Raw genomic sequence first — 25792 nt, 5'->3', positions numbered from 1 at the left:
CGGGGGTCCCCCCCGTACCTACGGCTGGTGCACCTGGGCGGGGGGGGGACCGGTCCCCCGGGCCCCGCCCGCGCCCCATATCCCCCATGGTCCCCCGTGACCCCGTACTCCCCCTGACGCGCCGGACACCCTCCCGCTATGCGTCATGTGGCGCACATCACTCCGCTTGTCTGTCGGTGAGTGCGTCGGCGAGTCTGTTGGGTGACCTGGCAGGTGATCCGTCCGCGGACCTCGTCACCAGTACACGACCACCTTGTCGCCGTTCCTGACCTGCCCGAACAGCTGCGCGATCTTCACCTCGTCCCGGACGTTGACGCAGCCGTGCGAGGCCCCGTAGTAGCCGCGGGCCGCGAAGTCGGAGGAGTAGTGGACGGCCTGGCCGCCGCTGAAGAACATCGCGTACGGCATGGGCGTGTCGTACAGGGTCGACCAGTGGTCGCGGGACTTGAAGTACACGCTGAAGACGCCCTCGCGGGTCGGTGTGTACTCCGAGCCGAACCGCACCTCGACCGTCGTCAGCGTCCTGCCGTCCACCATCCAGCGCAGCGTGCGGCTCGTCTTGCTGATGCACAGCACCCGGCCCGTCAGACAGCGCGGGTCGGGTGACGCGGCCGGCTGCCCGCCGTACGCGTACAGGTCCCACTTGCCGGGCTCCCGCGTCATGTTCAGCAGTCGCGCCCAGGTGACGCTGTCCGTCTTACCGGTCCGCGGCAGCCCCCGCTTGCCCTGGAAGCCCCTGACCGCCCGGACCGTCAGATCGTCGTACGTCCCCGTGGGCCCGGCGAAGAGCCACGCGACCTGCCGCAGCCGGGCCTGCAACTCGCGTACGTCCAACCCTTCGTCGCCCTTGGCCCACAGGACCGTGGGGGCAGGGGTGGGGGTCGGAGTGGGTGTGGGCGAGGGCGGCGCGGTCGCCGGGGCCTTCTCGCGCTCACCCTTGCCGTCACTGTCTCCGTCGGCCTTGCCGCTGTCGCCGCCGTCGGCCTTGTCGCCGTCGCCCTGCTTCGGGGCGCCGCTGGGTGTGGCACTCGGCGTGGCGGTCACGTCGATGCGTACGGGCTGGCGCTGGTCGCCGTGCACCTCGATCCCCTGGGCCGTGCAGGCGCCGGCCATGGCGAGTGCCGCGAGCGCGGCCACCGATCTCCGCATGTCCTTGGTACGCATCAGGGCCCCCGTCGTCTCATGATCCGCCGCGTTCGGTCGCTCTCCCGGACAGGTTTCCCGGACGTGACCCGTCGCGAACAAACGGGCATGGTTGTGAGTAAGGTCCCAGCCAGGTGCACTCCACCGGGCGCAGACCCGCCGCAGACTCGCCGCTACAGTCCGTCGCGAGGGTCGACGTACTGGCTGGTAACAAGCGGGCAACCGAGCAAGACGGAGGCACACACCATGGCGCGCGAGTCGGAGTCCGGACTGCCCATCGAGCCGGTGTACGGGCCGGAGGCGCTGCGGGACTGGGATCCGGCGGACAGGCTCGGCGAGCCGGGCGCGTACCCCTTCACCCGTGGTGTCTACCCGTCGATGTACACCGGCCGCCCGTGGACCATGCGTCAGTACGCCGGATTCGGTACGGCCGTGGAGTCCAACGACCGATACAAGCAGCTCATCGCCAACGGCACGATGGGCCTGTCCGTCGCCTTCGACCTGCCCACCCAGATGGGCCACGACTCCGATGCCCCGATCGCCCACGGCGAGGTCGGCAAGGTGGGCGTGGCGATCGACTCCGTCGACGACATGCGGGTGCTGTTCGGCGGCATCCCGCTGGACAAGGTCTCGACGTCGATGACGATCAACGCACCGGCGGCCTTGTTGCTCCTGATGTACCAACTGGTCGGCGAGGAGCAGGGCGTACCGGCCGCGCAGCTCACGGGCACGATCCAGAACGATGTGCTGAAGGAGTACATCGCGCGCGGGACGTACATCTTCCCGCCGAAGCCCTCCCTCCGCCTGATCGCCGACATCTTCAAGTACTGCAAGGCCGAGATCCCGAAGTGGAACACGATCTCGATCTCCGGCTACCACATGGCCGAGGCGGGGGCCTCTCCCGCGCAGGAGATCGCGTTCACCCTCGCCGACGGCATCGAGTACGTCCGCACGGCGGTCGCGGCGGGCATGGATGTCGACGACTTCGCCCCCCGCCTGTCCTTCTTCTTCGTCGCCCGTACGACGATCCTCGAAGAGGTCGCCAAGTTCCGTGCGGCGCGCAGGATCTGGGCCCGGGTGATGCGGGACGAGTTCGGCGCGAAGAACCCCAAGTCCCTGATGCTCCGCTTCCATACACAGACGGCGGGGGTCCAGCTGACCGCCCAGCAGCCCGAGGTGAACCTGGTCCGCGTCGCCGTGCAGGGCCTGGCGGCGGTGCTCGGTGGCACCCAGTCCCTGCACACCAACTCCTTCGACGAGGCGATCGCCCTCCCTACCGACAAGAGCGCGCGCCTCGCCCTCCGCACGCAGCAGGTCCTGGCCTACGAGACGGACGTGACGGCGACGGTCGACCCCTTCGCGGGTTCGTACGTCATCGAGAAGATGACCGACGACGTGGAGGCGGCGGCCGTCGAACTGATGCGGAAGGTCGAGGACCTGGGCGGCGCTGTCGCCGCCATCGAACACGGCTTCCAGAAGAGCGAGATCGAGCGCAGCGCGTACCGCATCGCCCAGGAGACCGACTCCGGCGAGCGCGTCGTGGTCGGCGTCAACCGCTTCCAGCTCGACGCGGAGGAGCCGTACGAGCCGTTGCGGGTGGACCCGGCGATCGAGGCCCAGCAGGCCGGGCGGCTGGCGAAGCTGCGGGCGGAGCGGGACCAGGGGGCGGTGGATTCCGCCCTGGCCGCGCTGAAGAAGGCGGCCGAGGGCGAGGACAACGTGCTGTACCCGATGAGGGAGGCGCTGCGGGTACGGGCAACGGTGGGGGAGGTGTGCGCTGCCTTGCGGGCGGTTTGGGGGACGTATATGCCGTCGGATGCCTTCTGACCTGGTTGATTACTCGTACGGGTGATCGGGGCGGAATCCGCCCGCTCCCGGTTACGCTCGTGAAGTGTGAGCCCTGAAATGGAGGATGCCGTGGCTGTACTGCAAAACGAGCTGACGTTGGGCGAAGCCGCCGACCTGCTCTCCCGTGCACTGCCTGGGCACCGCGTGGAGATGCTCCAGGGGAGGCTCACTGTGACACCGCCGCCGGACGCTCGCATGCGTTGTCGTTGACGAAGCTGGGCAGGGCGTTCGATCGGGCAGGCATCGTCGAGGCGGGGTACGAGCACGTACAAGGTGTCAGCCTCTGGTTGCCCACGCTGCCCGGGGACTTCGCGATTCCTGACTTCGCCGTCGTTGACGAGGACTTCCGCGACGCTCACGTCACGAAGAACTACTACGCCCCGAATGTCTTCCGCCTGGTCGTGGAGGTGACGTCCTCCAACTGGTCCGATGATCTTCACGCCAAGGTGGAGTGCTATGCACAGGCCTGCATTCCGGCCTACCTCATCGCCGACCGCAAGCACGGCGAGGTTCTCGTCTACCAGAACCCGGTCGACGGGAAGTACGACGCCCCCCAGCGCTTCAAGCGAGGTCAGAGCGTCCCCGTCCCCGAGCCCGTCGGTGTCACCCTCGACATCTCCGTGGACACCCTCCTCGACGGCGACGACTGACCGGAAATGTGAAAGAGGAGTGTCGTACCCCCGTGCGACACTCCTTTTCATGTTCGGTGTCACTGACCTTCCCACCTACCTGGCAGGACTTGTCCTGATCGTCCTGCTGCCCGGCCCCAACTCCCTCTACGTGCTGTCCGTGGCAGCTCGGCGTGGGATACGGACCGGGTATCGGGCCGCCGCCGGGGTGTGGGTCGGGGACACCGTTCTGATGACCCTCTCCGCGGCCGGTGTCGCCTCGTTGTTGCAGGCCAACGCCGTGCTGTTCGGGATCGTGAAGTACGCGGGCGCGGGCTATCTGTCGTGGCTGGCGATCGGGATGCTGCGGGCCGCGTGGGGGATGTGGCGGAGCCGGCACGAACAGGTGGCCGAGGGGCCGGGCGGCGAGGCCGTTGAGGGGGAGCGGCCGTTCCGGCGGGCCCTGGTCATCAGTCTGCTCAACCCCAAGGCGATCCTGTTCTTCGTCGCCTTCTTCGTGCAGTTCGTTCCAGAGTCCAACCCTCTGCTGGGCTTCGTGGTCCTCGGCGCCTTCGCCCAGCTCGCGAGCTTCCTCTACCTGACCGCGCTGATCTTCGCGGGGGCCCGTCTGGCAGCAGCTTTCCGGCGACGCAGAGCGCTGAGCGCGGGGGCCACGTCCGTAGCCGGGGCGTTGTTCCTCGGGTTCGCGGTGAAGCTGTCCCTGGCAAGCGCGTAGGGGGTTCGCTATGTCTGACCTCCAGAAGGTTGCTGAACAGTTTGCCCGCCTGACCGTCGAGGAGCAGGGGGAGGCCCTCAGGGGCTTGGGTGTGGACACGGCGCCAAGACAACGCCGACCGAAGCCAGAAACCCCCGGGACCCCCCTTGCCTCGCTGGCTGAGAATGCGGCTGTGGTTGCTCAGTCGCGACGCAAGAAGCCTCCCGTTATCCGTGCCGTGCGGCGTGCCAACTAGCATCAATCTTCGATGAGTTGATGCTCTGGAGTAGACGCAGAGGCCCCCTACCTCATCCCAGGTATGGGGCCTCTCGCCCCTCGGTCGCGTGCTGCAACCGCAGCCGCTGTGTGTGATGCGTAGGCAGGCTCTCCAGGTCCTCAGGGGCCACCCATCGCAGCTCCAGGGACTCATCCGAGATAGCCAGGGTCCCGCCGACGAGCCGGGCCCGGAAGCACACGTTGAACTGTCGGCGTACCTCCCCGTCGCTGTACGCGATCACGTGCCGGGGGTCGGTATACGTGCCGACGAGACCCGTGATCTCTACGTCCAACCCTGTCTCTTCCTTGACCTCCCGGACGGCAGTTCCAGGCAGGCTGTCGGTCATCTCCATGCCACCACCCGGCAGAGCCCACAGGCCGCTGTCTGAGCGCTTCTGGAGAAGGATGCGCCCCTGGTCGTCGGTGACCACGGCAGAGGCCGCTACAACCAAGCTGTTCGGCTCAGGGGCCGAAGGATCGTCGTAGTACTCAGTCCGTCCCACGGGTGACCTCCTGAGCCGTCGACCAGACGGCATCGAATGACTCGGCGTAGGTGTTGAACATCGACCCGGCCTCTGTGCGGCGGAGGTGCCAGACTGGCGCACCGTATGCGTTGACTCCCCAGACATGGGCATTGACCAACACCTGATCATCGACCCGGTAGAGGCTGTTGTAGAGGGTTGTCCCGTGGGTCCTGATCTCCACCCCAGGAGCACCGATTAGGGGCCGGTAGTGGAGTAGAGCCAGACGGCATCTGGACTCAATACCGTGTCCGAACTTCTCTTCCTGGCCCCGGAGTTGAACGTTTGGAGAGTCGGCATCACCCAGGCAGATCCGTACTTGACACCCTGCCTCGGCCCTCTCCGTCAGAAGGTCATTGAGTCGGGGGTACGCCTCATGCAGGAAGACGGCCGCATAGACCAACACGTCGACCCGTTCCTGTGCCGACGACAGGAGGTCGACGAACACGGACACAGGGAGGTCTGCCCGCTGCTCGTAGAGGGCCACTAGCTCAGGGCTCACGGCCCTTGCTGACCGGGCCTGCCTCAGGGCTGGCCACAGTGCGTTGACGTCCTCCCCCAGAGCCTCAGCCGCCTTGACGGCCGTTGCCCTTCTGGGAACCCTCCCCAGGTTCACCCATCGCTCAACGCTCTTCGGATCAACTCCCGTTACCTCAGCCAGAGTTGCATGTGTCCAGCCACCCGCTACCAGCGTCGCCCGTAGCCGCTCGTTGCCAGCCATGGCGTCACCCCCTCCCGGTTGTCCTGTAGGGACGTTCTACCTCTCGCGGACGTCCCAAAGTGGGGGAATGGAAGAGGTTCCTACGTCCCAGCGATCGGGCCAACCATGGGCCCTCAGAACGCGGAGAGCAGAGGGGCCCGACACATGGCGACGACGACAGCTGAGACGGATGCCAGGAGGGGCGACTACGTCACGTACGCCCCCTCGGGTGAGAAGTGTGCCGATTGCAGGCAGGAACTCAAGAGTCTCGACCGCGTTTGGCGGGTCACTATCGAACGGCAATCCGGGGCCCCGGCCCTCGGCCCTTATCGGCACTATGACCCGTGTCCGAGGTAGTGCTACCAGAGAGCCAGAGTTCCAACCCCTAATCACTTATTGCGGGCAGTGTGCTGGACACGGTTCCATCTGGTGTGACCAGTGCTGTGGATTCAATGGGTGCGAGGTCTGTAACTGGACGTTTAAGCGGCCCTGCCCTATCTGCGTGGGCGGTGACGCCCTGCCTATCCGATGGTGAGACTCCGGGGCTGGACGCGACGGCGAGCGACACAAGGCGCCTAGCCCTGGAAATAGAGCCCCCGGTCACAATGCCGGGGGCTCTTCGGGTTACCAATCAATCCGGAACTTGACCGCAGTCATGTATTCGCTTTCCAGCGACCAATCGAGAACGCTCTCGGACCCGTCTGGGGTCATTCCTCCCTGTCCCAAGCCTTCAAGAATTACGTCTTCCTCAGGTGCCCCATGCCTATCTGGCAAACCCCTCTGACGGTTGCGGTGAACTCTGACGAACTCCCTGGCCTCTTCGATGTGACTCACTTGAGTTCGATCCTGGCTCGCTCCGAGTAATCCTGTTTCTGGTCAGAATCAAGCTGAGCAAGCTTGTACGCCTTGACCTGATGCTGAGTCAGGATGCTAAGAGCCTCACGAATGGTCGGCTTAGCCTGCCCCTGCGTATTCGGGTCAAGGCCACCACGACCGAGATTGACCGGGGCCTCAAATGGAATCCCGTTCTCGTCCCCGTACGGATGCGGAAGCTTCGAATTGATGCTCTCGATAGCAGAGAGAGCGGTATTCACCAGGTCCACAGCCTTACGGTAATCAGCCCAACGCTTGTCCCGGTCTCGGTCAGCCCACTTACGGTAGGGCTCCGATGCCCAGAGATCCAGGTATGCGGAATCTAGTTTGGCCCGGCTCTCGTGGGCCACATTGGCGCCAACCTTTATCGCGTTCTCAAGCTTGGTCAGCTCCTTATGGAGTGGAGTCAAATCGTCATGCTCTGCGGGGTCGGGGATATTCTCCCCGTTCTCTACAGCCTGAGTAAGCCGAGCCTGGTAATCGGCTTCATCCCGCTTCCTGCGAGAGATGGTCTGCTGGAATGCCACCGACTGAACCTCATGCTCGGCCAGATGCTTTGCCACATACTCAAGTCGGCGAGTAAGATCCTTGCCCGCTGCCTTCACTGTGGCATCGTCAATCTCGTGTTCGGTGTAGCTATCAGGGAGGGCCGGAGCCTCGAAGATGGCCCGGTAAGTCGGGTCGCTCTTCTGCTTGAGTTCTTGCTCAAGCTGATCAATTCGGGTTCGCTCGTAAGCAACATGCGCCATATTCACCGGCTGGGCACTGTAGGTAAGGTCGGGGATGTCATCGAATCGCTCAGGCATGAAAGTAGTCATTTCAGTTCTCCTTAATCTCAGCGGCCAGTGCCGCTACTCGCTCGTTCTTCATCAGTTCTGTTCTTTCTTGGCTCTTGCTCCTAAGATCACGCGGCCTCCCTAGGGAACGTGTGACGCTGATTCTTCGAATACCACTGCCGAAAGTACTCGCGCTGACACTCGCGACAGTATGGCTGGACTTGGCTTGCGTGAATCGGACTCTTGTTGAAGTCAGCAAGCGGCTTATCGTATTGACACCTGGAACACGTCTTTGTCACGGGGCCTACCTTTCTGTAGCTCTGACAAATCTCTTTGGCTCAAATAAAAAGGCCACCTCAGAGGGTGGCAGTACTGCGAATAGAGAGGTCTGCCTCTCCCCGGTAGTCAGGGAGACCGAGGAGAGACAGGAGTGCCGTGATGAGGGTTCAGCGCTAGGAACGCCCGCGCTGCGTAGGAGAGGTCATACAGCAGTGGACTTGGCAAGCGGTGCTCGTGGATTCCTTGGGAGGCCTTCTTCGAATGCTCCTGAGCCATGAGAACGGTCGTTTCATGATTTCAGAGGTGCCTCGACGTGACGGGGGAACCGTGCAGATCCTCCTTATTGCTGTTGGCCAGCATTGCTACCTACTTGTTTTGACCTTGATCGGTTCTTCGGCATGGAAGTACTCGGGAGTGCTTCTGCGGCCGAAGGTAATGGCCACGTGCGGGCCGTTTGGTGCGTAGGGCGAGTAGCAGGTCGGCTTGTCGACGGCTTCCACTTTGGTCACGTAGGTCCACCGGTCGTTCCACAAGATCTGCTGTCCTACCTGCACCTCCCCGGCGGGGGTAGGCGTGCCTTCTGCTGCCAGCCGGAAGTGTCTCTCTATCGGTCTAAGCATCTCGGTACCTCGTCAGTCTTCGCCGGTTCCGAAGAAGAGATCCACAAGGATTTCGATCTCCTCCTCCGAAGGCTCTGGAGCCTGTCGAATCCAGTGCTCCAGCCATTCGCTCTCGGTCATCGTCTCGGTACCTCCGTCAGTCTTCGTCCGTCTCACCGAGGATACGGATGAGTAGATTGCAGTTAAGGAATCTTGAAGGTAGCTGCCAACCGGCGGCCACATTCAAGACGCCGTGACCAAGTCAAGACGACCATCCCCCTCGCAAAGCTACGGGGGTGGTTGTTGCCGACTGGTCATCGGTGGATGGAATGAGAAACAACTGTCAGATGGTCCATGAACTGATGGAGGTCACCGTTAAGCACCGGAGTGCATAGCAGTAGGTGCAGGTGAGATCCAGTAGTGAATCTGTCGAAGACCATCTGTCCATCACGAACACGAGAACCTTAGGGTTCTCTCCCATCTGGGATTGAAGAGACTCCGGAGGACAGGCAGGAGTTAGCTCCTGGCTAGTGCCGGCGGAGGAGGACTGAGCATCTGGACTCAGATGCGACCTTCCATCCCCAGATGGATTCTGGCCCATCTGGGTCTATGAATCTACTTAGCCGCCAAAAGCGGCTGACTGCTCGACCCTCAGTCGAGCTTTCTCTATATAAGAACCTTTGTGGGTTCTTAGTAAGTATGGATGGTCAGATCTACCACCCCAGGTGATAAGAACCACCACCCCAGGTGTTGGAAACTACCACCCCCATGGATGCCAGGGGTGGTAAGAACTGCCACCCCATCACTCGGGAATGGTGAGCTGAAAGACCTTGCATCCCATCCGGTAGTTGCCAGTTTCCACTAGCCAGCCGTGCGCCTTAAGGGCGGCACGGCGGGCCTTGACGTTCCGTTCATCAGACTCGGTTATCTCTGCCAGCTTCTCGGTTCCGATGAAGACGGTTCCCTTGCTCCAGTTGGCATGGTTCGCAATCACCATGCCGAGTGCCTTCTCAGACCAGGAAAGACGCTTGTCTTTGCCATCCCTTCCGGGGACAGTCGTCTGGGCACCGGCAAGAGCGTTAACCCACCTTTGAACCACACGCCCTCCATTCGCTCCCTGAGGGCTGTTCTCAGGTTCGATGGGAGTAGACACCGGCTTCACTGTTTCAGTGGCTACAGGGGGCGCCTGGGCAACCTCGGGGCATCCGTCATGGTGTCCAATCAGATGCTGGCATGTGTCGCAATTGGGAGTAGCGTAGGTGACAGGCTTTTCCAGGCAAACTTCCTGATCAGGATTCACGGAACCACCGTGATTCCCGTGTACAGGGTTGGAAGTACCACAGTAGTCACACATCCAGGCAGGGTTAGTAGAGCCAGCGTCGGAAAAAGGGTCGAGTACAGTCGGCATGTGGGCTTCTCCATTCGGACGTAAGGAAAGAGGCTCGGCGTAAGCCAGACCTCTGGATGCGGGATGATGAAAATAGAGGAGCCCGCCAATTCGCCTGGCGGGCTCTTCGTTGTATTCGATTGCGGCGAATGCTGGCCGCCAGTTTTAGGGCAGGCTAAAGCATGAGCAGTTTTTCATTCCTAGCGAGTAGAGCACGGACAAGCAATCGATCCGTCACTAGGTACATCGTTCTGTTCTGCTCAGTCGTTACAGGTCTGGTGGTGTGATCTGGGTCTCAATTTATTTAGGTGGCATTCCCTAACTAACTAAGTAAGTGGTTGAGCGGACTTTGAGAATCCGAGGGCTGCACATCACGTCACCAAGTACAGTCGGCGGTATGGAAATTGAGGAGACGACACAGCAGATCGGCCCCTGGACTGTGCGGGCCGTCTGGACAGAGACAGGCCCGTTCCCCTCCGAGCTGCACATCACGACAGACAAGCAGGGAGCCGCCAGGTGCGGCATCACAGGCGCTGTACTCCGAGACGTGAAGCTGTCTCACCCGAACCCCCCGGAGACTGTGTCCGCCATGGGTACGGCACTGGATGCACTGCGGACAGTTCGGAACTATCAGAGTGACGGAAAGGGTCCACTAAGTGACAACTACCTAAAGGCTCTGGCCGCTGCCTATGTGGCGATGAGTAAGACAAAGACAACGGAACCAGTCGAGACAATGTCTCATTTCCTTCCGGATGATTCCGGCACCATTGAGAATCACTTGACCGAAGCCGAGAAGTTGGGATTCCTTGAGCGAGGAGAAGATGGCAGTTCCGCGCCTCAATCGAAATCGAATTCTCTAGGTGAGCACCTAAAAGGACCTCTAGTCCTCGAATCCGATATGACGGATAGAGAAAGCGTGACCCCGCAGAAGCAGGCCAAGAAGGGAAACATTAAAGTCAGAGTTTTTAGAGTTGACGCTGAGGGAAATAAGACCCTGGTTGACGTCACGGTAGATGGCGAGTGTGCACACGATGATTCTCTTGATTGCAAAGGCCTGCGGGCCCAGCGAACGCAAAGGTATGAGGATCGGTTTCGCACCCGATAATTCGCTCATGTGGGCTCGGGAGGTACCTGGGTTGTAGGAGGGGGAGGGACCCTCTCTTCTGCCTCAATCGAATAGCCCGGATGGGCACTCAGTAAGACCCGGGGTCGGCTCCATGAGTCGGCCCCTTTGGCATGTCCCACTGTCGGCAAGACTCCCGGTGCCCTGTGTCTCCTCCTGCCGTCCTCTCAGGAGCATCCCCAGCAGGAGTACGGCACGCCGGGTGAAGATCGTCATCGAGGGCGGCCACGGCCGAAACTGTAATTAGAGGACACGATGTCCGCCAATTCATCCTCGTCAGGACCCGCATACCGTTAGCCGACAGTTCTTCACTCAGGTCTCTTGTCGGCAACGTTGAAGGGTTCGCCTGACAGCCGAACAATCGGGGCCAAGTGGTTTGGGTCAAGCTAACTGAGATTGAGGCTGAGACAAGCTTTCAGAAGCGTTAGCACTTGCTCGGTTCTTTCATCGATCGAGCACAGAAGTTTGTTTGTGGATTTATCGCAGCGCTTGTGTATATGGGTGCCCAGGGGGAGGGGGGTGGGCCCCTTACGGGCGTTTTCCGGATCGGGACGTCATATGGTCTTTAAACCTGCACGGGTCTCCGTGGATCAGGGAGGACCCAAAATCCCTCCCGAGTGAGGGCGTGACCACAATCACGCGGCCAGTAGCGCCAAGGGGTGTAGGCACTTTTTGCTGAATCTGTCCAAATAGTGGATTCCTTAATTTGTGTGCGGACATGAGAAAGGCCCCGACTCGAAAGGCGGGGCTCATTCTGGCGCTAGGGGCTACTCGGCCTAGTCGATATCTGCGGTCCGCACGAGGCGGTCAAGCAAGTCTTCCGGGATTTTCATATCCGTCAGCACTTCTCCGTCCTCCTTCCAGATGTCGAATGTAATTCCGGCTCGCAGGAGGTCGTTTTCCATGGCTTCCACTCCGCCGCTCTGCCAGTGTTCGACGTAGGTCTGTCCAGATCGAACGTAAATCCACCTGTCTTTAGTCGACTCCGGGTCAATCTTGTCCAGCTCGGTCATGAGGTTATCGAGAGTTTCCTGAGCCCGCTCCTTAACGAAACCCTCCCTGTCGTACCGGCCCCCAGGTTCCAGGCCAGTCATGTAGTAGCTGATGGAATCTTGGATGCGCTTCCGCTCCTTACGGTTTTCTTCCCCCTTGGAGTATTCTCGGTAGACCACGTCATGCTCTCCGATGGATTTGATCACTTCGCTAGCGATCCAGCTATACATTTGTTCAGGCTGGGGGATTACGAATCCGGGCTTTCGGCACTTGGGGCACCTGAGGTAGCGGTACTCCCTTTCCTCGCCAGAAGCAAGCTTTTTGTAATTGTTGGTCTCGTTAATGTTGTTACCACAGTCGCGGTGCTTCATGACATCTAGGAATCGGGTGGGGTTTCGGTTCTTCTCGTGATGCCTCTTGTTCTTCTTTCGGGTGTCGAGAGCTTCACCTACCTTGTCGAACTCTTCGGCTGTGAGGATTGGCTCGTCGGTGACCATGATCTCTTTGCCGTTCTTGTCCAGAACAGGCTTAGAGCGGTATCCAGCGGATTTGGTTCCGCCTTCGGTGCGCACTCCCTTGATGGCGGGGTTCCGAAGGTTCCGAAGTACTTGCTGGTTGTTCCATGTTCTATTGCTGTAGGTCGGGACCTTGGCTCTGTTGAGGACCAGTGCAATCCGGTTTGCCGGGACTCCTCGGATGGCAGCTCGGTACATGTACCTGAGCACCTTCGCCTCGTCTGGGTATTGTACGAGCTTGTTCTTCCCGTCCACCTTGTCAACGTAGTACCCGTAGGAGGGTTTCCCGACCCTCCAATCGTCACTAGCCTTGGTGTGCTCCCACAGGGAAGTGACACGGACTTTGGTGTTGGCCGCTTCGATCTCGGCCACGGCAGCGATGAAGGTGACCATCGCCTGTGCCATAGGGGAATCGAGATCCAGGGTGTCATTCAGAGAAACAAGGTTTTTGTCGTACTTCTGGCACCACGTGATTGCTTCGTGAAGGTCGGTAATCCGGCGAATGAACCGGTCAAGCTTCCAGAAGAGGATCAGGTCGAACTCTGGAATCCGGTTTTTAAGCCAGTCACCAAGTTCCTTGCGTTCGAAGGGGGACTTCTTGGTTGCCGACACGTTGAGGTCTCGGGCTACTCCGATGGCTCGGATGCCCTTCTGTACGGCGTGCCGCCTGAGGTCGAGTTCCTGACGAACCGGAGAGGTTGTCTCCTCGGTGAGGACCGAGAGGCGGACCGACAACAGTCCTCGGGGGGCGTCCTCGGGTAGGAGAGCGGTAGCTGCTTCTAGCTCGGCTAGCTCGGCTAGCTCCTCGGTCGTCCACTTGGTCTCGACCTCTGCGCCTGCCTTGGCTCCGGTTGCCTGGCGTCTGGGTCTGGTCCTGGTCGTCATGGCCGGAGGCTAACACGCAGTTGGATTTTGGAACGTTCTTCGTGCAGTTCGTGGACCCCGGGTACGCCTACCCCGCCCTCTCCTTCGTCGTGCTCGGCGCCTTCGCCCAGGTCGCCAGCTTCCTCTACCTGAGCGCGCTGATATTCAGCGGCACCAGGCTGGCCGCCGGCTTCCGTCGCCGGAAGCGGCTGTCGGCGGGGGCCACCTCGGCGGCGGGGGCGTTGTTCCTGGGGTTCGCGGTCAAGCTGTCGCTGGCGAGCGGCGCCTAGGCGAGAGACCCGCTGCGGTCGCGTATGCGGTGAGGCCGGTCGGGGTGTCGCCCGCCCAGCCGACGTAGCCGACGTAGCCGTCGGGGCGGATGAGGAAGACACCGGTGCCGTAGGCCTCGTAGGGCGGGATGTGAACCGGGCGTACGTTCTTCAGTCGCGGCAGGTCCGGCAGGTCCGGCAGATCCGGCAGGTCTGGAAGGTCCGTCGGCGCGTCGGTGCCGACCGCGACCGTGAGCAGGGTCCAGTGCGGGCCACGGAAGGCGTCGAAGAGGCGTACGTCGCCGCGTCGCCGTCGGGGGCGCGGTCGCCGGGGTGGAGGGCGTCCGGGGGCAGGTGCTCGCGGGTGGTGTCGACGGAGAGGGAGGCTTCCCGGTAGCCGAGGCCCAGCTGCTGGGTGGCCCGGCCACGGCGTTCCTGCCCCGGTGGACCCGCGTGGACAGGCCGAGCATGGCCGCGGCCACCGGGCGCCGCTCCTCCTCGTACGTGTCCAGCAGCGCCTCGTCCGCGTCGCCGCGCAGCACCGCGCCCAGCTTCCAGCCCAGGTTGTTCGCGTCCTGGACGCTGGTGTTGAGGCCCTGGCCCCCAGCGGGCGAGTGGACGTGCGCCGCGTCCCCGGCGAGGAACACGCGCCCCTCGCGGAAGCGGTCCGCCAGCGCGGTCCGGGGCCGGAAGTCCGACGCCCAGCGCACCTCCGTCACGTCCTCGGGGGCGAGGTGGGAGCGGGCGGCGACGACCCTTGCGGATGCCGTCCGGCGAGAGGTCGACCACCTTGTCCGGGTCCGGGAAGTTGGCGGCCAGCTGGAAGTCCTCGGTGCCGGGAGGGGGCAGATCGCCATGAAGCCGTGTTCGCCGGCCGGCGGGAACAGGTGCCAGTTGTCACGGTCGAGGGCCGGGACGCGGATGTCGGCCACCAGGGTCGGGCTCGGGTCGACGGTCTCGCCGGTCATGCCGATGCCGAGGAGGCGCCGCACGGTGGAGCGGCCCCCGTCGGCGGCCACGGCGTAGCGGGCGCCGACCTCGGGGCCGGTGGTGAAGGACGTCGTCCCGCCTCCGCGTCCTGGGTCAGTGCGGTCAGCCTCGGTCGAGGGTGACGTCGCCGCCCAGTTCCCGCAGGCGGGACAGCAGGATCTCCTGTGTCCGCCACTGGGGGATCAGCCACGGGCCCTGGTACGGCTCGGCCTCCGTCGGTGCCGACACCTCGAACATCCGGTGCTCGCCCTGTCGGCTCCCCTCGCTCCAGACCATGCCGACGGGGGTGGGGCCGCCGCCGGCGCGGACCGCGTCGAGTACGCCGAGGTCGTCGAGGACCTCCAGGGTGCGGGGCTGCATTTCCTTGCCGCGTGAGCCGGGGAACAGCGCGGTGGCCCACCGGGATCAGGAGCGGGGGTTCGAGGCGGGGCTCGAGGCGGTGCTGGTTGGGATTGCCGTGACGCTGCGGGGGAGTGGGGGGAGCTGAGAGCTCGGCGGGGGAGGTCGGTGGGCGGCTGCGGGTTGGGTGTGGCTGGTCGCGCAGTTCCCCGCGCCCCTTTCGGGGCTGCGCCCCTCAGGGGAACTGCGGCCCCGTTCAGGGGCGGAGCCTCCTGCGAGGCCGCGCCCTGCGAGGCGCGGGGAACACACGATCCGCGTCGCTTATCGACGTGCGTCGTTCACCGACCCTGCGGCACTACCGCCCCGGCGTCGTTACCGCCCCGGCGTCGTTACCGACCCTGCGTCGTTACCGACCCTGCGGCACTACCGACCCGCCACTCACTTCCCCGCCCTCGCCTTCCTGATCGCCCTCGTCACCAGCGGTGGCAGCAGGTCCACGGCCAGTTTGCGGGCGCTGCTCTGCGGGGGCCGGGGCGGGCGGGGGCGGGCCGGGGGCTGTGGCTTGGGGGCTGCCGGGGCTGGGGCCGGGGGCGGAGGCTCTGTCCAGTGGCGGGAATTCGGGAAGGCGGGAGCCTTCATGCCCTTGGACTTGAGGCGGATGATGCGGTGGCCGGCTGCCTGCTGGTTGCTGACGTGGCAGTCGTCCCGCTCCGCGACCATCTCCAGGAGGGCCTCCTGGATGGGCTCCGGGTCGTCCCAGGTGCCGTAGAGCTTCTGCGTGCTGAGGCAGATGGGGTTGAGGCCCCGGTTGAGGACGGCCTCCCACGCGGCGATGGAGACGCCCGGGGTGTGCTCCGAGCGGAAGTCGTCGAGGACGACGAGGCCGCCGGGGAGGAGTATGTCCCGGGCGGCGGTGATGTCGCCCTCGACGTGCTCGTACAGGTGCGAGGCATCGATGTGCACGAAACGGCAGGAGCGCGGCTTGACCTCGCCGGGGACGATCGAGCTGGGGCCCTGCAGGACGCGGGGCAGCTCGTCGTGGAAGGAGAGGTAGTTCGCCTCGAAGGCCTGGCGGGTGAGCGTGCTGCGGTACGACTTGGTGGCTTCCGCCGCGTTGGCGTCGTCCGGTGCGTCGCTCTCGAAGAGGTCGCAGACCGTGTAGGCCTCGCCCTCCTGGAGATGCCGGCCGAGGAAGATGGCGCTCTTGCCCATGTAGACGCCGACCTCCAGAAGGTCGCCCCTCTCGCCCGCGACCTCCTGTCGGTTCAGGAGCCAGTCGAAGAGCAGTTGGTCGAGCACCGGAAACCAGCCGGGGACGTCATCGAGTTCACGGGGGAGCCGGATCGTGCCTTGTTCAGAGGTCATGAGGACAGAAGACTCTCTTGCGTCGACGAGGCGAACAGGCGAACGGGCCAGGAACCTATGAGATGGCTATGGCCCGGTCAAGGATGATGCGGAGTCTCTCCGCGGAGGCGATTTCGAATCCTCGGGTCGAATGAACACTGGGCCAATTTCACGTTCAACCACGGCGCCCCCCGAGTGACTTGCGCAGCAATGGCTGCAACGGGCGTTCGACCCACAGGTGCAGCAGCCAGGCGAGCGTCAGCATCAGCGCCACGGTGAGCGCGAGGGTGAGGGAGGACGGGATGTCCAGGCCCTGGTGCAGTGCCTGGACCACCGGCCAGCCCAGGTGCTCGTGCACGAGGTAGAAGGGGTACGTCAGGGCACCCGCGGTGGTCAGCCAGGGCCAGTTCACGCGGTCCAGGAGGCCCAGGGCCACCGCCCCCACGGCCACGAAGCCGACGGTGACGGCGAGGATGATGCCGAGCTGGGAGCGGTAGGAGAAGAAGTCGGGGTTCGGGGCGTGCCACATGTCCTCAACCGTGTGGTACTGGCTCAGCAGCAGGCTGAACACCACGATCAGCCAGGCCGCGGTGTCCCGGCGGTCGCGGTGCACCAGGTAGAGGCCGATGCCGCCGATGAACAGGGACGCGTACTCCGGCATCAGGACCACGTCCAGCAGCGGTTCCTTCGCGGCCCGCGCCAGGACGGAGGCCAGCGTCCAGCCGCCGCAGAACCAGATCACCCGTCTGCGGGTCACCCCGGGCAGGACCACACACAGCGCGAACAGGATGTAGAAGCGGACCTCCGCCCACAGGGTCCAGCACACGCCCAGCACGCGGTCCGCGCCGAGCGGCATCTGCAGCATCGTGAGGTTGACCAGGAAGTCGCTGGCGGACACCCGCGCGAAGGCGATGCCGGGAAGCGCGAAGACCGCCGCGACCAGGATCACCGCCGCCCAGTACGCCGGGAACAGCCGCGCCGCGCGGGAGGCCACGAACGACTGGACCGAACGCCCCCACCCACTCGCACAGATGACGAACCCACTGATCACGAAGAAGGCCTGAACCCCCGCCCAGCCGTACGCGAACCAGGTGTGAGCGGTCGGAAACTGCACGGTCGGCGAAGCCCCCCACGCCTTGCCGATCTCCCCGTCGCGACCACCGTAGTGATAGGCCGCGACAGAGAGTGCGGCGAGCAACCGCAGCCCGTCCAGCGCATACAACCGAGGCTTGGGCCGAGCGCCCCCGAAGGGGCGCGGGGCTGTATCGTTTTGCGGCTCTGCCGCGGGGCGCGACCAGCCACGACGCTCCCGCAGCCGGGACTCAGGCCTGTCGGCGGTCTCTGTTGAAGATGTCACCCGGGGCTCACCCCAAGGTCGCTCGCTTGAGGGACCGGGCCCGCCGCGCGACTCTTCGCACCGTCGCGTTGCGCGGGATGAAGGCGAGCTGGACGGGGATACCGCCGGGCAGGCCCAGCGAGGTGAGGCGGCGGCGCTTGAAGTACCGCAGGGTGTGCGCGCTCAGATGCTTCGTCAGATACACCGCGGTCTCGGCGCGCAGCGACGGGTAGATCTTCGACTGCATCGCGAAACCCACCGCCCGGACCAGGCCGTTGAGGTCCGCCACCATCGTGCCCGGCTTCTGCGAGGTGACCGCCGCCCGGTCGCCCAGCTCCGGCAGCAGCGCGTCCACGATCGTGACGGGCACCCGGTTGCTGTTCTCGTACGGGGCGAGCCGGTCCAGCAGGGTGCTCGTGCCGACGCGGGCGACCGGAAGGCCGTACAGCGCGGAGGCGGTGAGCAGGGCCGTGGAGAAGCAGCCGACGACGAGGGCCGGACGCATCCGCTGGTAGAGCACCTCGGCGAGGACCGGCGTGTCCAGGACCGTCAGATCGGCGCCGAGGCGCTCGGCCTCCTTCTCCAGGCCGCGCGACCAACGGGCCGGGGCGCTGGGGTGCGGCTTGAACACGACCTTGGTGTGGCCGAGCGCGACCGCGCCGTTCAGCATCCGAACGTGGAGGTCTTCCTCCTCCTCGGCGGTGAGGATGCCGAGCGCGGAGAGGTACTGGCCGAGCAGTAGCGCCGGCTCCTCGATCGCGGGCAGCGTGTCACCGGTGTCGACCAGTTCCGCCAGCACCTTCACGAAGGCGTCCGTCGGCACGATCTCCGCCTCGACCCCGAACTCGGTGAGCAGCAGCGGCTTCAGGTCCGGCACCAGGTCCAGGTGGAGGAGCCGGTCGATGCGCGTGCCGACCAGCGGGTCGATCTTGTTGCGGGTGGGGCCGTAGCTCATCAGGCCGTCCGCGTACACGGTCACGGGGGCGCCGGTGAAGATCTGGGCGAAGCCGAGCGCCGGGTGGACCTGGATGGACTCCACGGCCAGCTCGACGTCGTCGTCGCCCAGGTTCCACAGCAGCCGCAGGTGCCGCTCCCACAGCGGTACGTCGTCCAAACGCGGGGACCAGCCGCCCGGGTGGAAGGGGGAGATGGTCTCGTTCCAGGAGATCACCTCGTCGAAGCGGCCGCGCAGCCGCTCGAAGCCGGGCATCTCGTCCAGGGCGGGGGCCGTCTCGGGCGTCGCCGCGTTGTTGGAGATCAGCAGGATGCGCCGGGCGGCGGGGCGGAAGCACTCGGTGTCCAGGGCGGCGGCCAGCGTGGCCGTGCCGTACAGCGTGGACGCCATGAAGATCTGCGTGGTCACGCGGCGACCCCCGTGGCGGCGGAACGGCGGCGCAGCCGGCGCAGCCGGGTGGCGCGCTGGACGTCCATGGAGTCGAGGGCCTCGTCGAGCACGTCCTGCGGCATTCTGCGCAGCGCGACCGCGCTCATCGACTTCAGTTTCCGTGCCACCGCCGGCTCGAACCTTTCGATGGATCCCAAATGGTGGGAGATAATCGCGCAATAGGTGCGCACGGCCTTGGGGAGAAGTCTGTCCGCGTCCCGGTCCTGCGCCGTTTCCGCGATGACCTGGTCGAATGCGCGAATGAAATCGAGCTGTCGTACGTCGCCGATCTGGGTCAGGGAAGACGCCACGCCGCGCCGGTAGAAGACGCCCAGCAGCCCCACCGTGGCGAAGGAATCAGCCTCCCGGTGGAGCTTCCAGATCCACGGCCGGTCCTCCGCCGTGCGCAGCCCGTGAGTGAAGTGCAGCACACCCTTGTCGACCAGCCGGCGGTGGTAGATGCCCGCCCAGGCGTACGCGTAGTCGACGGAGGTGGAGCGGTCGGCGGGCAGGATCGCGTCCCGCGGGTTCATCACCACGCCCCGGCGCCCGTTGGGCACCCGGTGGATGGAGCGGGCCCGCGCGGTGCACTGGACATGGTCCGTGCGCACGAAGTCGCAGCCCAGGTCCTCTATGGCGCCCAGAAGTTGGGGGTAGTAGCCGGGGGCGAGCCAGTCGTCCCCGTCGAGGAACGTCAGGTATTCGCCGCGGGCCTTGTCGATGCCCGTGTTGCGCGCGGTCGCCAGTCCTCCGTTCTTCTCGTGTCTGACATACACCGCCCCCGGCAGCTCGCGCTCCGCGCGCGCGAGAATGTCCGGTGTCTCGTCGCGAGAGCAGTCGTCGACGAGAATGAATTCGAAGTCCTCGCGAGCGTTGACTCTGAGGCTCTTCAGGGTGTCGGGCGCGTATTGCTGCACGTTGTAGAACGGCACGATGACGGAGAGCTTGACCACCCCCGTGACGTTAGGCGGCCCTCCGGCATTCGTCTTGACCACCTGCTTGATGTCAGGTGAACGACACGTGGCGGTACCGTGAACCGGGCACTTTTCTGTGCCTTCCGCACCCCGATTCGCCATTCGGCGATGTGCTGTTAACCCTTTGTTGTAGTCGGGTTGGGCCGTTCAACGGAATCGCTTCCTAGCGTCTTCGATGTGCCAGCAAGTGCTACGAACGGCCTGCGAGTCGCCGTACTCGCGGATTCCGACACCCGGTGGAAATGGGGCGCGCTCACCGCGAACCGTCTCGCGCCGGAGGATTCGGACATCCGCCTGGACGGCTTCCTCCTGCGGGGCCGAGCCACCCCCACAGCCCGCCAACTCCAAGAGGTCGGCGTCCGCCCCGACTCCTTGCGCGAGGTGACCGGCCTCGAGTTCCTGCGCGCCATGAAGGAGGAGTCGTACGACGTCGTCCTGCTCTCCCTCGTCGGCGGGGGTGTCCAGGCGATGCTGCACGGCCTGCGCCGGGCCTGGGACGGGCGTGCGAAGCGGCCCGTGGTCGTCACCGGTTACGTCGGTGTCGTCTACGAGAAGCTCGCCGACGGTCTGCTGCTGCGGCACGGCGCGGACCTCGTCCTCGCCAACTCCCGCCAGGACGCGGACCGGTTCCGGGCCGTGTACGAGGGCGTGGGCGCCGACGCCTCCTCGGTCACCGAGGTCGCGCTGCCCTTCCTGGGCGGCAAGCCCTACGCCGGCGCCGAGGACCCGTACACGGTCGCCTTCGCCGTGCAGCCGTCCGTCCCGGACAACCGCAGGGACCGTACGTACCTGCTGAACCGGATCGTCCAGCACGCGAAGCTGCACCCGGACCGCCAGGTCCTGCTGAAGCTGCGCTCCAAGCCGGGCGAGCACACCACGCACATCGAGGAACTGCCGTACCAGAAACTGGTGCAGCGGCTCCCCGGCGGAGCACCCGCCAACTTCCGTCTGGTGTACGGGAACATGGGCGAGGTCCTCGACACCACCGACCTGCTGGTCACCATCAGTTCCACGGCCGCCCTGGAGTCGCTGCACCGCCGGATCCCCACCGTCGTCCTCACCGACCTCGGGATCCGCGAGACCCTCGGCAACCACCACTTCGTGGGCTCCGGCTGCCTCGCCTCCTGGGACCAGCTGGACGCCGGGTACGAGCCGACGCCGGACCCGGAGTGGGTGGCCCGGCAGGGCGTCGTCGCGGACGGCTCGTACGCCACCGCCTTCGACGCGGCCCGCGACCGCATCGCCAAGCTGGTGGCGGCCGACGGACTGCCGCCCCTCGCGCCGTACTACACGCCCGTCACCGCGCCCGGCTATCTGCCCGGCATCCTCGCCCGCCACCACCTCGGCCCCGACGGCGAACCGCTGCCCGGGGCGCCCGCCGCCGACAAGCAGGCCGGGCCCGTACGGCAGATCGTGCGCCGGGCGGCGCGCGGCGCCTACCGCCACGGAGTGCAGCGCGTGGCGCCCGTCATCCGCCGGATGGGGGAGCTGTGAGCCGCCCGACCTCTTCGCACGCACCGCAAGGAGTTCCACTCATGTCCAACCCGGAAGCGGGTCAAGCGCCTTCCGTACGCCGTGTGCTCGCCGTGATCCCCGCGCGCGGCGGCTCCAAGGGCGTCCCCGCGAAGAACCTCGCCCCCGTCGGCGGCGTTCCGCTGGTGGCCCGCGCGGTGCGCGAGTGCCTGGGCGCCCGGCTGGTGACCGACGTCGTCGTCTCCACCGACGACCACGCCATCGCCGCCGCCGCCCGGGTGTCCGGTGCCGAGGTCGTCCTGCGGCCAGCCGCCATCGCCGGCGACACCGCCACCTCCGAGGCCGCCGTCCTGCACGCCCTGGACGCCCACGAGGCCCTCCACGGCTCCCCGGTCGACGTCGTCCTCCTCGTCCAGTGCACCAGCCCGTTCATCCTCCGCGAGGACATCGACGGCGTGGCCCGCGCCGTCGTGGAGCACGGCGCCGACACCGCCCTCACCGTCGCCCCGTTCCACGGCTTCATCTGGCGGGACACGGTCGACGAGCCCCTGGTCGCCGAAGCCGCCCGCACGGGAGCCGTGGGCGGCGAGACGACCGAGCCCACCGACGACACGGAGTCGGAGGGTGGCTACGGCGTCAACCACGACAAGTCGTTCCGCCCCCGCCGCCAGGACCGACCCCAGGACCTGCTGGAGACCGGCGCCGCCTACGCCATGGACGCGGCCGGCCTGCGCAAGCACCAGCACCGCTTCTTCGGCCGTACGGAACTCGTCCGCACCGACCCCGCCCGGGTCCTGGAGATCGACGACCCGCACGACCTCGCCCGCGCCCAGGCACTCGCGCCGCTCTTCGACGCGGACCGCCCCGGCGCCCTCCCGACCGCAGCCGACATCGACGCGGTCGTCCTCGACTTCGACGGCACCCAGACCGACGACAGGGTGCTGATCGACTCCGACGGACGGGAGTTCGTCTCCGTGCACCGCGGCGACGGACTCGGTATCGCGGCCCTTCGCAAGAGCGGCCTGACGATGCTCATCCTGTCCTCGGAGAAGAACCCGGTCGTCGCCGCCAGAGCCCGGAAGCTGCAGATCCCGGTCCTCCACGGCATCGACCGGAAAGACCTCGCACTGAAGCAGTGGTGCGAGGAGCAGGGCATCGCGCCGGAGCGCGTGCTCTACGTCGGCAACGACGTCAACGACCTCCCGTGCTTCGCCCTCGTGGGCTGGCCCGTGGCGGTCGGCAGCGCCCACGACGTCGTGCGCGGCGCCGCACGCGCGGTCACCACCGTCCCCGGTGGCGAAGGCGCGATCCGGGAGATCGCCGGCTGGATCCTCGGTCCCTCTCTCGACTCTCTCGACCCCCTCGACAAGTAAGGAACTGGTCCCACCATGAGCACCAACTCCCGTCTGCGCACGTTCGGTTCGAAGACCGCCGGCCCCGGCCACCCCGTCTACGTCGTCGGCGAGATCGGCATCAACCACAACGGTGAGCTGGAGAACGCCTTCAAGCTGATCGACGCCGCCGCCGAGGCCGGCTGCGACGCCGTCAAGTTCCAGAAGCGCACCCCCGAGATCTGCACCCCCCGCGACCAGTGGGACATCGAGCGCGACACCCCCTGGGGCCGCATGACCTACATCGACTACCGCCACCGCGTGGAGTTCGGTGAGGACGAGTACCGCCAGATCGACGAGTACGCCAAGAGCAAGAACATCGACTGGTTCGCCTCCCCGTGGGACACCGAGGCCGTCGCCTTCCTGGAGAAGTTCGACGTCCCCGCCCACAAGGTGGCCTCCGCCTCCCTGACCGACGACGAGCTGCTGCGCGCCCTGCGCGGCACCGGCCGCACGGTCATCCTCTCCACCGGCATGTCGACGCCGAAGCAGATCCGCCACGCGGTCGAGGTCCTCGGCAGCGACAACATCCTGATGTGCCACGCCACGTCGACCTACCCGGCGCAGGCGGAGGAGCTCAACCTCCGCGTCATCAACACCCTCCAGGCCGAGTACCCGAACGTCCCGATCGGCTACTCCGGCCACGAGACGGGCCTGCAGACCACGCTGGCCGCCGTCGCCCTCGGCGCCACCTTCGTCGAGCGCCACATCACCCTCGACCGCGCCATGTGGGGCTCCGACCAGGCCGCCTCCGTCGAGCCCCAGGGCCTCACGCGCCTGGTCCGCGACATCCGCACCATCGAGGCCTCCCTCGGCGACGGCGTCAAGAAGGTCTACGACTCCGAGCTCGGCCCCATGAAGAAGCTGCGCCGTGTCTCCGGCGTCGTCGCCGAGGCGGAGATCGCGGCGGCGGCGGGCGAGCCGGTCTCGGTCTGAACGTCCGTCAATCCCTGACCACGGGTCTCCCTCACTACGGGACGGTCATACGTCGATGAGCCCCCGCGCCGGAACCGCCGGCCCCCACACTCTCGCCTTCGTCGAGAGCCCGGTACAGCTGTTGAACGTGCTGGAGTGGGCGCACGCCCACGCCCTCGGCACGCCCGAGGACCCCGGCGCGGGGCCCTTCCGTTCAGGCGGCGCGGGGCTCACCCTGGTGGTCCTGTCGCCCAACGACCCCATGACCCGGGGCCAGTTGCGCCGTATGGCGGAACTGGCCCGGGACGAGGGCCACGACGTGCGCTGGGAGGAGGCGCGCGGCGGCACCGCCGCCCCCTTCCGCACCATCGGCGGCCTCGCCCCGCTGCTGCGGGCCGCGAGCCGCGTCGTCCTGGGCGACCCCTTCTCCCGCTACGTCCAGCTCCTGCTGACCATCACCCGGGCACCGGACGTGGTCGTCGTCGACGACGGCACCGCGACCATGGAGTTCGTCTCTCAGCTGGCCCGAGGCGAACGCCTCGTCCGCTGGCACCGCAAGGGCGGCCGGCCCGGCCCCCGCGACCTGCTCTTCGCCCCGGTCTCCTCCAAGGCCCGCAAGCGCCTGACCCCGACCGCCGGCAGACGCGTCGAGGTCTTCTCCTCCATGCCGATCGACGAGACCCCCGAGGGCGTCTCCGTCACCGCCAACGACTTCTCCTGGACCCGGGCCCGCTTCGGCCCGCCCCGCATCACCAAGGGCGCCGACCTCGTGGGCACGTCCCTCGTGGAGACCGGCGTGGTGGACGGCGACCGCTACCTCGAAGCCGTCCGCTCCCTCGCCACGGCCCACGGCGCCACCCGCTACTTCGCCCACCGCCGCGAGAGCACCGACAAACTCCACACCCTCGCCGCGGAGACGGGCCTGGAGATCGTCCGCCCCGACCTCCCTCTCGAACTCATCGCCCGCCGGGGCCCCATCGGCCGTACGATCCTGAGCTTCCCGTCGACGGTGGTCCACACCCTGCCCCTGGCACTGGCCGGAACGGACGTACGCGTGGCGGTCTGTGACATCGACCCCACCTGGCTCACCCAGAACGCCTCCCCCCGCGCCCAGGGCTTCCTGTCCGGGGTCACGGGCACGGCACGGGACGTCCACCGCCTGTCCTCGGTGGTGTCGATCTGAGCCGCTGATCCTCGCTGCCGGTCCTCGCCGCTGATCCTCGCCGCTGATCCGAGTGTTAGCTCCGGGAGCATCCGGAGCGGTCGCTTCCCCGGTCGGAGCGTGCTTGTCGCGCCGCGTGGCTGGGGAGGGTGAAGTGCCCTCCCCGAAGGGGGAGTTGTGACGACGCACGGCGAACGCGTCCGGCTGACACCCACGGCGGACGGACACAAGGTCACGCCCGCCGAGCTCTTCTTCGGCTTGCCTTCGACGTATTCGTCTACGCCATCACCCAGGTCACCGCCCTGATGGCCGCCGACCCCCACCGCCTGCGCCTGCTGGGCGGCATGGTCGTCCTCGCCCTCCTGTGGTGGTGCTGGTGCTGCTTCGCCTGGCTCGGCAACGTCGTACGCGCCGACTCGGGCGGCATGTCCGCGGTGCTGGTGTCGGTGATGGCGGTCGTTCTGATCGTCTCCCCGACGGTCCCCGAGGTGTACGACGACGCCCCGGGCGGCCTGCCCGCGCCCCCGCTCTTCGTGGCCTGCTACGGGCACGGTCCGCGTCCTGCACCTCGTGACGTACTGGCTCTCCGCCCCCGACGACGCGGCCGCGCCCACGAGCAGCAGGGCGAACCGTCGACTGAGGAGGCGAACCGTCGACTGAGGAGGCGAGCCGGTCGACTGAGGAGGCGAGCCGGTCGGCGCCCCATGCGCCGGTCGCGCTCCCGTCGGCCCGCGCCCCCCCACCGCCCCCGTGATCCCTGTCACCCCGCCACCCCCGCGCCACCCGATCACACCCGGCGGCCCCGACGCCCAGGTACACCCCCGCAACCGCAGGCCATCGCCGCCCTGCCTCCCCACTACGACGCCGCCCCGACCACCCCATCGAACACAAGGTGTAGCCGATCGTGCGCGCGGCGGTGATGGTTCCGGGACAGTGAAGTGGCGCGGACGTGGTATCCGTGGAGTGTGGGAATCGTCCGGGCACCCCTGGACGTT

General features: G+C 65.9%; 21 protein-coding genes and 1 pseudogene. 10 read left to right on the top strand and 12 right to left on the bottom strand.

Annotated elements, in window-relative coordinates; all coding sequences use genetic code 11:
• Positions 1 to 234: 234 nt before the first annotated feature.
• Positions 235 to 1164: a L,D-transpeptidase family protein gene (locus tag ACFU53_RS17925; protein ID WP_383992675.1), complete on the bottom strand. Its 930-nt coding sequence runs from the start codon at positions 1162 to 1164 to the stop codon at positions 235 to 237.
• Positions 1165 to 1389: 225 nt separating this feature from the next.
• Here ACFU53_RS17925 and ACFU53_RS17920 point away from each other — a divergent pair, with 225 nt between their 5' ends.
• From ACFU53_RS17920 to leuE, 3 genes are all read left to right on the top strand, one after another.
• Positions 1390 to 2970 (top strand): methylmalonyl-CoA mutase, encoded by a 1581-nt coding sequence (locus ACFU53_RS17920; protein WP_383992672.1) that lies wholly within the window; start codon positions 1390 to 1392, stop codon positions 2968 to 2970.
• A gap of 221 nt (positions 2971 to 3191) precedes the next feature.
• A complete protein-coding gene (locus tag ACFU53_RS17915; RefSeq protein WP_383992670.1) occupies positions 3192 to 3641 on the top strand; it encodes a Uma2 family endonuclease in 450 nt (149 codons plus the stop codon).
• A gap of 49 nt (positions 3642 to 3690) precedes the next feature.
• Entirely contained in the window at positions 3691 to 4335 is a 645-nt protein-coding gene (gene leuE, locus ACFU53_RS17910; protein WP_383992667.1) for a leucine efflux protein LeuE, read from the top strand.
• Between the two features lie 287 nt (positions 4336 to 4622).
• On the opposite strand, the gene ACFU53_RS17905 is transcribed toward leuE, so the two are convergent.
• The 4 genes from ACFU53_RS17905 to ACFU53_RS17890 form a co-directional block, all read right to left on the bottom strand.
• Positions 4623 to 5093, bottom strand: coding sequence for an NUDIX domain-containing protein (locus ACFU53_RS17905; RefSeq protein WP_383992665.1), 471 nt, complete (start codon positions 5091 to 5093; stop codon positions 4623 to 4625).
• A complete protein-coding gene (locus tag ACFU53_RS17900) occupies positions 5080 to 5832 on the bottom strand; it encodes a helix-turn-helix domain-containing protein (RefSeq protein WP_383992662.1) in 753 nt (250 codons plus the stop codon). Before ACFU53_RS17900 ends, ACFU53_RS17905 begins: the two co-directional genes overlap by 14 nt.
• 809 nt (positions 5833 to 6641) lie before the next feature.
• The gene (locus tag ACFU53_RS17895; protein ID WP_383992660.1) at positions 6642 to 7502 is read right to left on the bottom strand and encodes a hypothetical protein; all 861 of its coding nucleotides are present in this window, start codon (positions 7500 to 7502) and stop codon (positions 6642 to 6644) included.
• Between the two features lie 1638 nt (positions 7503 to 9140).
• On the bottom strand, positions 9141 to 9491 hold the full coding sequence (locus ACFU53_RS17890; RefSeq protein ID WP_383992657.1) for a hypothetical protein: 351 nt from the start codon (positions 9489 to 9491) through the stop codon (positions 9141 to 9143).
• Between the two features lie 631 nt (positions 9492 to 10122).
• Here ACFU53_RS17890 and ACFU53_RS17885 point away from each other — a divergent pair.
• Positions 10123 to 10830 carry a hypothetical protein gene (locus tag ACFU53_RS17885; protein WP_383992654.1) on the top strand — a complete coding sequence of 236 codons (708 nt, stop codon included), beginning with the start codon at positions 10123 to 10125 and terminating at the stop codon, positions 10828 to 10830.
• 794 nt (positions 10831 to 11624) lie between these two features.
• Here ACFU53_RS17885 and ACFU53_RS17880 read toward each other — a convergent pair.
• A complete protein-coding gene (locus ACFU53_RS17880; RefSeq protein ID WP_383992651.1) occupies positions 11625 to 13241 on the bottom strand; it encodes a recombinase family protein in 1617 nt (538 codons plus the stop codon).
• 20 nt (positions 13242 to 13261) lie between these two features.
• Between ACFU53_RS17880 and ACFU53_RS17875 the strand changes: the two are divergent.
• Positions 13262 to 13510: pseudogene (locus tag ACFU53_RS17875) on the top strand (LysE family transporter); the annotation flags it as partial.
• On the opposite strand, the gene ACFU53_RS17870 reads toward ACFU53_RS17875, so the two are convergent.
• The 6 genes from ACFU53_RS17870 to ACFU53_RS17845 all read right to left on the bottom strand — a co-directional run bounded on the left by ACFU53_RS17870 (position 13507) and on the right by ACFU53_RS17845 (position 19835).
• Positions 13507 to 14508 carry an FAD-dependent monooxygenase gene (locus ACFU53_RS17870; RefSeq protein ID WP_383992648.1) on the bottom strand — a complete coding sequence of 334 codons (1002 nt, stop codon included), beginning with the start codon at positions 14506 to 14508 and terminating at the stop codon, positions 13507 to 13509. The pseudogene ACFU53_RS17875 and the gene ACFU53_RS17870 overlap by 4 nt on opposite strands.
• A 73-nt stretch (positions 14509 to 14581) precedes the next feature.
• The gene (locus tag ACFU53_RS17865; protein WP_383992646.1) at positions 14582 to 14839 is read right to left on the bottom strand and encodes an FAD-dependent monooxygenase; all 258 of its coding nucleotides are present in this window, start codon (positions 14837 to 14839) and stop codon (positions 14582 to 14584) included.
• A gap of 417 nt (positions 14840 to 15256) precedes the next feature.
• Entirely contained in the window at positions 15257 to 16183 is a 927-nt protein-coding gene (locus tag ACFU53_RS17860; RefSeq protein WP_383992643.1) for a class I SAM-dependent methyltransferase, read from the bottom strand.
• A gap of 154 nt (positions 16184 to 16337) precedes the next feature.
• Entirely contained in the window at positions 16338 to 17519 is a 1182-nt protein-coding gene (locus ACFU53_RS17855; RefSeq protein WP_383992641.1) for an acyltransferase family protein, read from the bottom strand.
• Positions 17520 to 17526: 7 nt separating this feature from the next.
• Entirely contained in the window at positions 17527 to 18861 is a 1335-nt protein-coding gene (locus ACFU53_RS17850) for an alpha-2,8-polysialyltransferase family protein (RefSeq protein ID WP_383992638.1), read from the bottom strand.
• Positions 18858 to 19835, bottom strand: a complete 978-nt coding sequence (locus ACFU53_RS17845; protein ID WP_383992635.1) for a glycosyltransferase family 2 protein — start codon at positions 19833 to 19835, stop codon at positions 18858 to 18860. Before ACFU53_RS17845 ends, ACFU53_RS17850 begins: the two co-directional genes overlap by 4 nt.
• A gap of 198 nt (positions 19836 to 20033) precedes the next feature.
• Here ACFU53_RS17845 and ACFU53_RS17840 point away from each other — a divergent pair, with 198 nt between their 5' ends.
• From ACFU53_RS17840 to ACFU53_RS17820, 5 genes are all read left to right on the top strand, one after another.
• Entirely contained in the window at positions 20034 to 21350 is a 1317-nt protein-coding gene (locus ACFU53_RS17840) for a DUF6716 putative glycosyltransferase (protein WP_383992632.1), read from the top strand.
• Positions 21351 to 21391: 41 nt separating this feature from the next.
• Entirely contained in the window at positions 21392 to 22702 is a 1311-nt protein-coding gene (locus ACFU53_RS17835; RefSeq protein WP_383992630.1) for a cytidylyltransferase domain-containing protein, read from the top strand.
• A gap of 15 nt (positions 22703 to 22717) precedes the next feature.
• Positions 22718 to 23656, top strand: coding sequence for an N-acetylneuraminate synthase family protein (locus ACFU53_RS17830; RefSeq protein WP_383992628.1), 939 nt, complete (start codon positions 22718 to 22720; stop codon positions 23654 to 23656).
• A gap of 55 nt (positions 23657 to 23711) precedes the next feature.
• On the top strand, positions 23712 to 24818 hold the full coding sequence (locus ACFU53_RS17825; protein ID WP_383992626.1) for a hypothetical protein: 1107 nt from the start codon (positions 23712 to 23714) through the stop codon (positions 24816 to 24818).
• Positions 24819 to 25102: 284 nt separating this feature from the next.
• Positions 25103 to 25717, top strand: a complete 615-nt coding sequence (locus ACFU53_RS17820) for a low temperature requirement protein A (RefSeq protein ID WP_383992623.1) — start codon at positions 25103 to 25105, stop codon at positions 25715 to 25717.
• Positions 25718 to 25792 lie beyond the last annotated feature (75 nt).

Origin of the sequence: Streptomyces sp. NPDC057474 (assembly GCF_042802555.1) — a bacterium.
Classification (GTDB): Bacteria; Actinomycetota; Actinomycetes; order Streptomycetales; family Streptomycetaceae; genus Streptomyces.
Note: the sequence above shows the minus strand (reverse complement) of the source record. Positions and strands in the feature narration are given on the sequence as shown.

What these genes read in the sequence shown, in the direction of transcription:
- ACFU53_RS17900 (WP_383992662.1), bottom strand. Translation starts at nt 5,832, where the DNA reads ATGGCTGGCAACGAGCGGCTACGGGCGACGCTGGTAGCGGGTGGCTGG.
- ACFU53_RS17885 (WP_383992654.1), top strand. Translation starts at nt 10,123, where the DNA reads ATGGAAATTGAGGAGACGACACAGCAGATCGGCCCCTGGACTGTGCGG.
- ACFU53_RS17865 (WP_383992646.1), bottom strand. Translation starts at nt 14,839, where the DNA reads ATGCAGCCCCGCACCCTGGAGGTCCTCGACGACCTCGGCGTACTCGAC.
- ACFU53_RS17835 (WP_383992630.1), top strand. Translation starts at nt 21,392, where the DNA reads ATGTCCAACCCGGAAGCGGGTCAAGCGCCTTCCGTACGCCGTGTGCTC.
- ACFU53_RS17880 (WP_383992651.1), bottom strand. Translation starts at nt 13,241, where the DNA reads ATGACGACCAGGACCAGACCCAGACGCCAGGCAACCGGAGCCAAGGCA.
- leuE (WP_383992667.1), top strand. Translation starts at nt 3,691, where the DNA reads ATGTTCGGTGTCACTGACCTTCCCACCTACCTGGCAGGACTTGTCCTG.
- ACFU53_RS17820 (WP_383992623.1), top strand. Translation starts at nt 25,103, where the DNA reads ATGGCCGCCGACCCCCACCGCCTGCGCCTGCTGGGCGGCATGGTCGTC.
- ACFU53_RS17860 (WP_383992643.1), bottom strand. Translation starts at nt 16,183, where the DNA reads ATGACCTCTGAACAAGGCACGATCCGGCTCCCCCGTGAACTCGATGAC.
- ACFU53_RS17925 (WP_383992675.1), bottom strand. Translation starts at nt 1,164, where the DNA reads ATGCGTACCAAGGACATGCGGAGATCGGTGGCCGCGCTCGCGGCACTC.
- ACFU53_RS17920 (WP_383992672.1), top strand. Translation starts at nt 1,390, where the DNA reads ATGGCGCGCGAGTCGGAGTCCGGACTGCCCATCGAGCCGGTGTACGGG.
- ACFU53_RS17830 (WP_383992628.1), top strand. Translation starts at nt 22,718, where the DNA reads ATGAGCACCAACTCCCGTCTGCGCACGTTCGGTTCGAAGACCGCCGGC.
- ACFU53_RS17895 (WP_383992660.1), bottom strand. Translation starts at nt 7,502, where the DNA reads ATGACTACTTTCATGCCTGAGCGATTCGATGACATCCCCGACCTTACC.
- ACFU53_RS17825 (WP_383992626.1), top strand. Translation starts at nt 23,712, where the DNA reads ATGAGCCCCCGCGCCGGAACCGCCGGCCCCCACACTCTCGCCTTCGTC.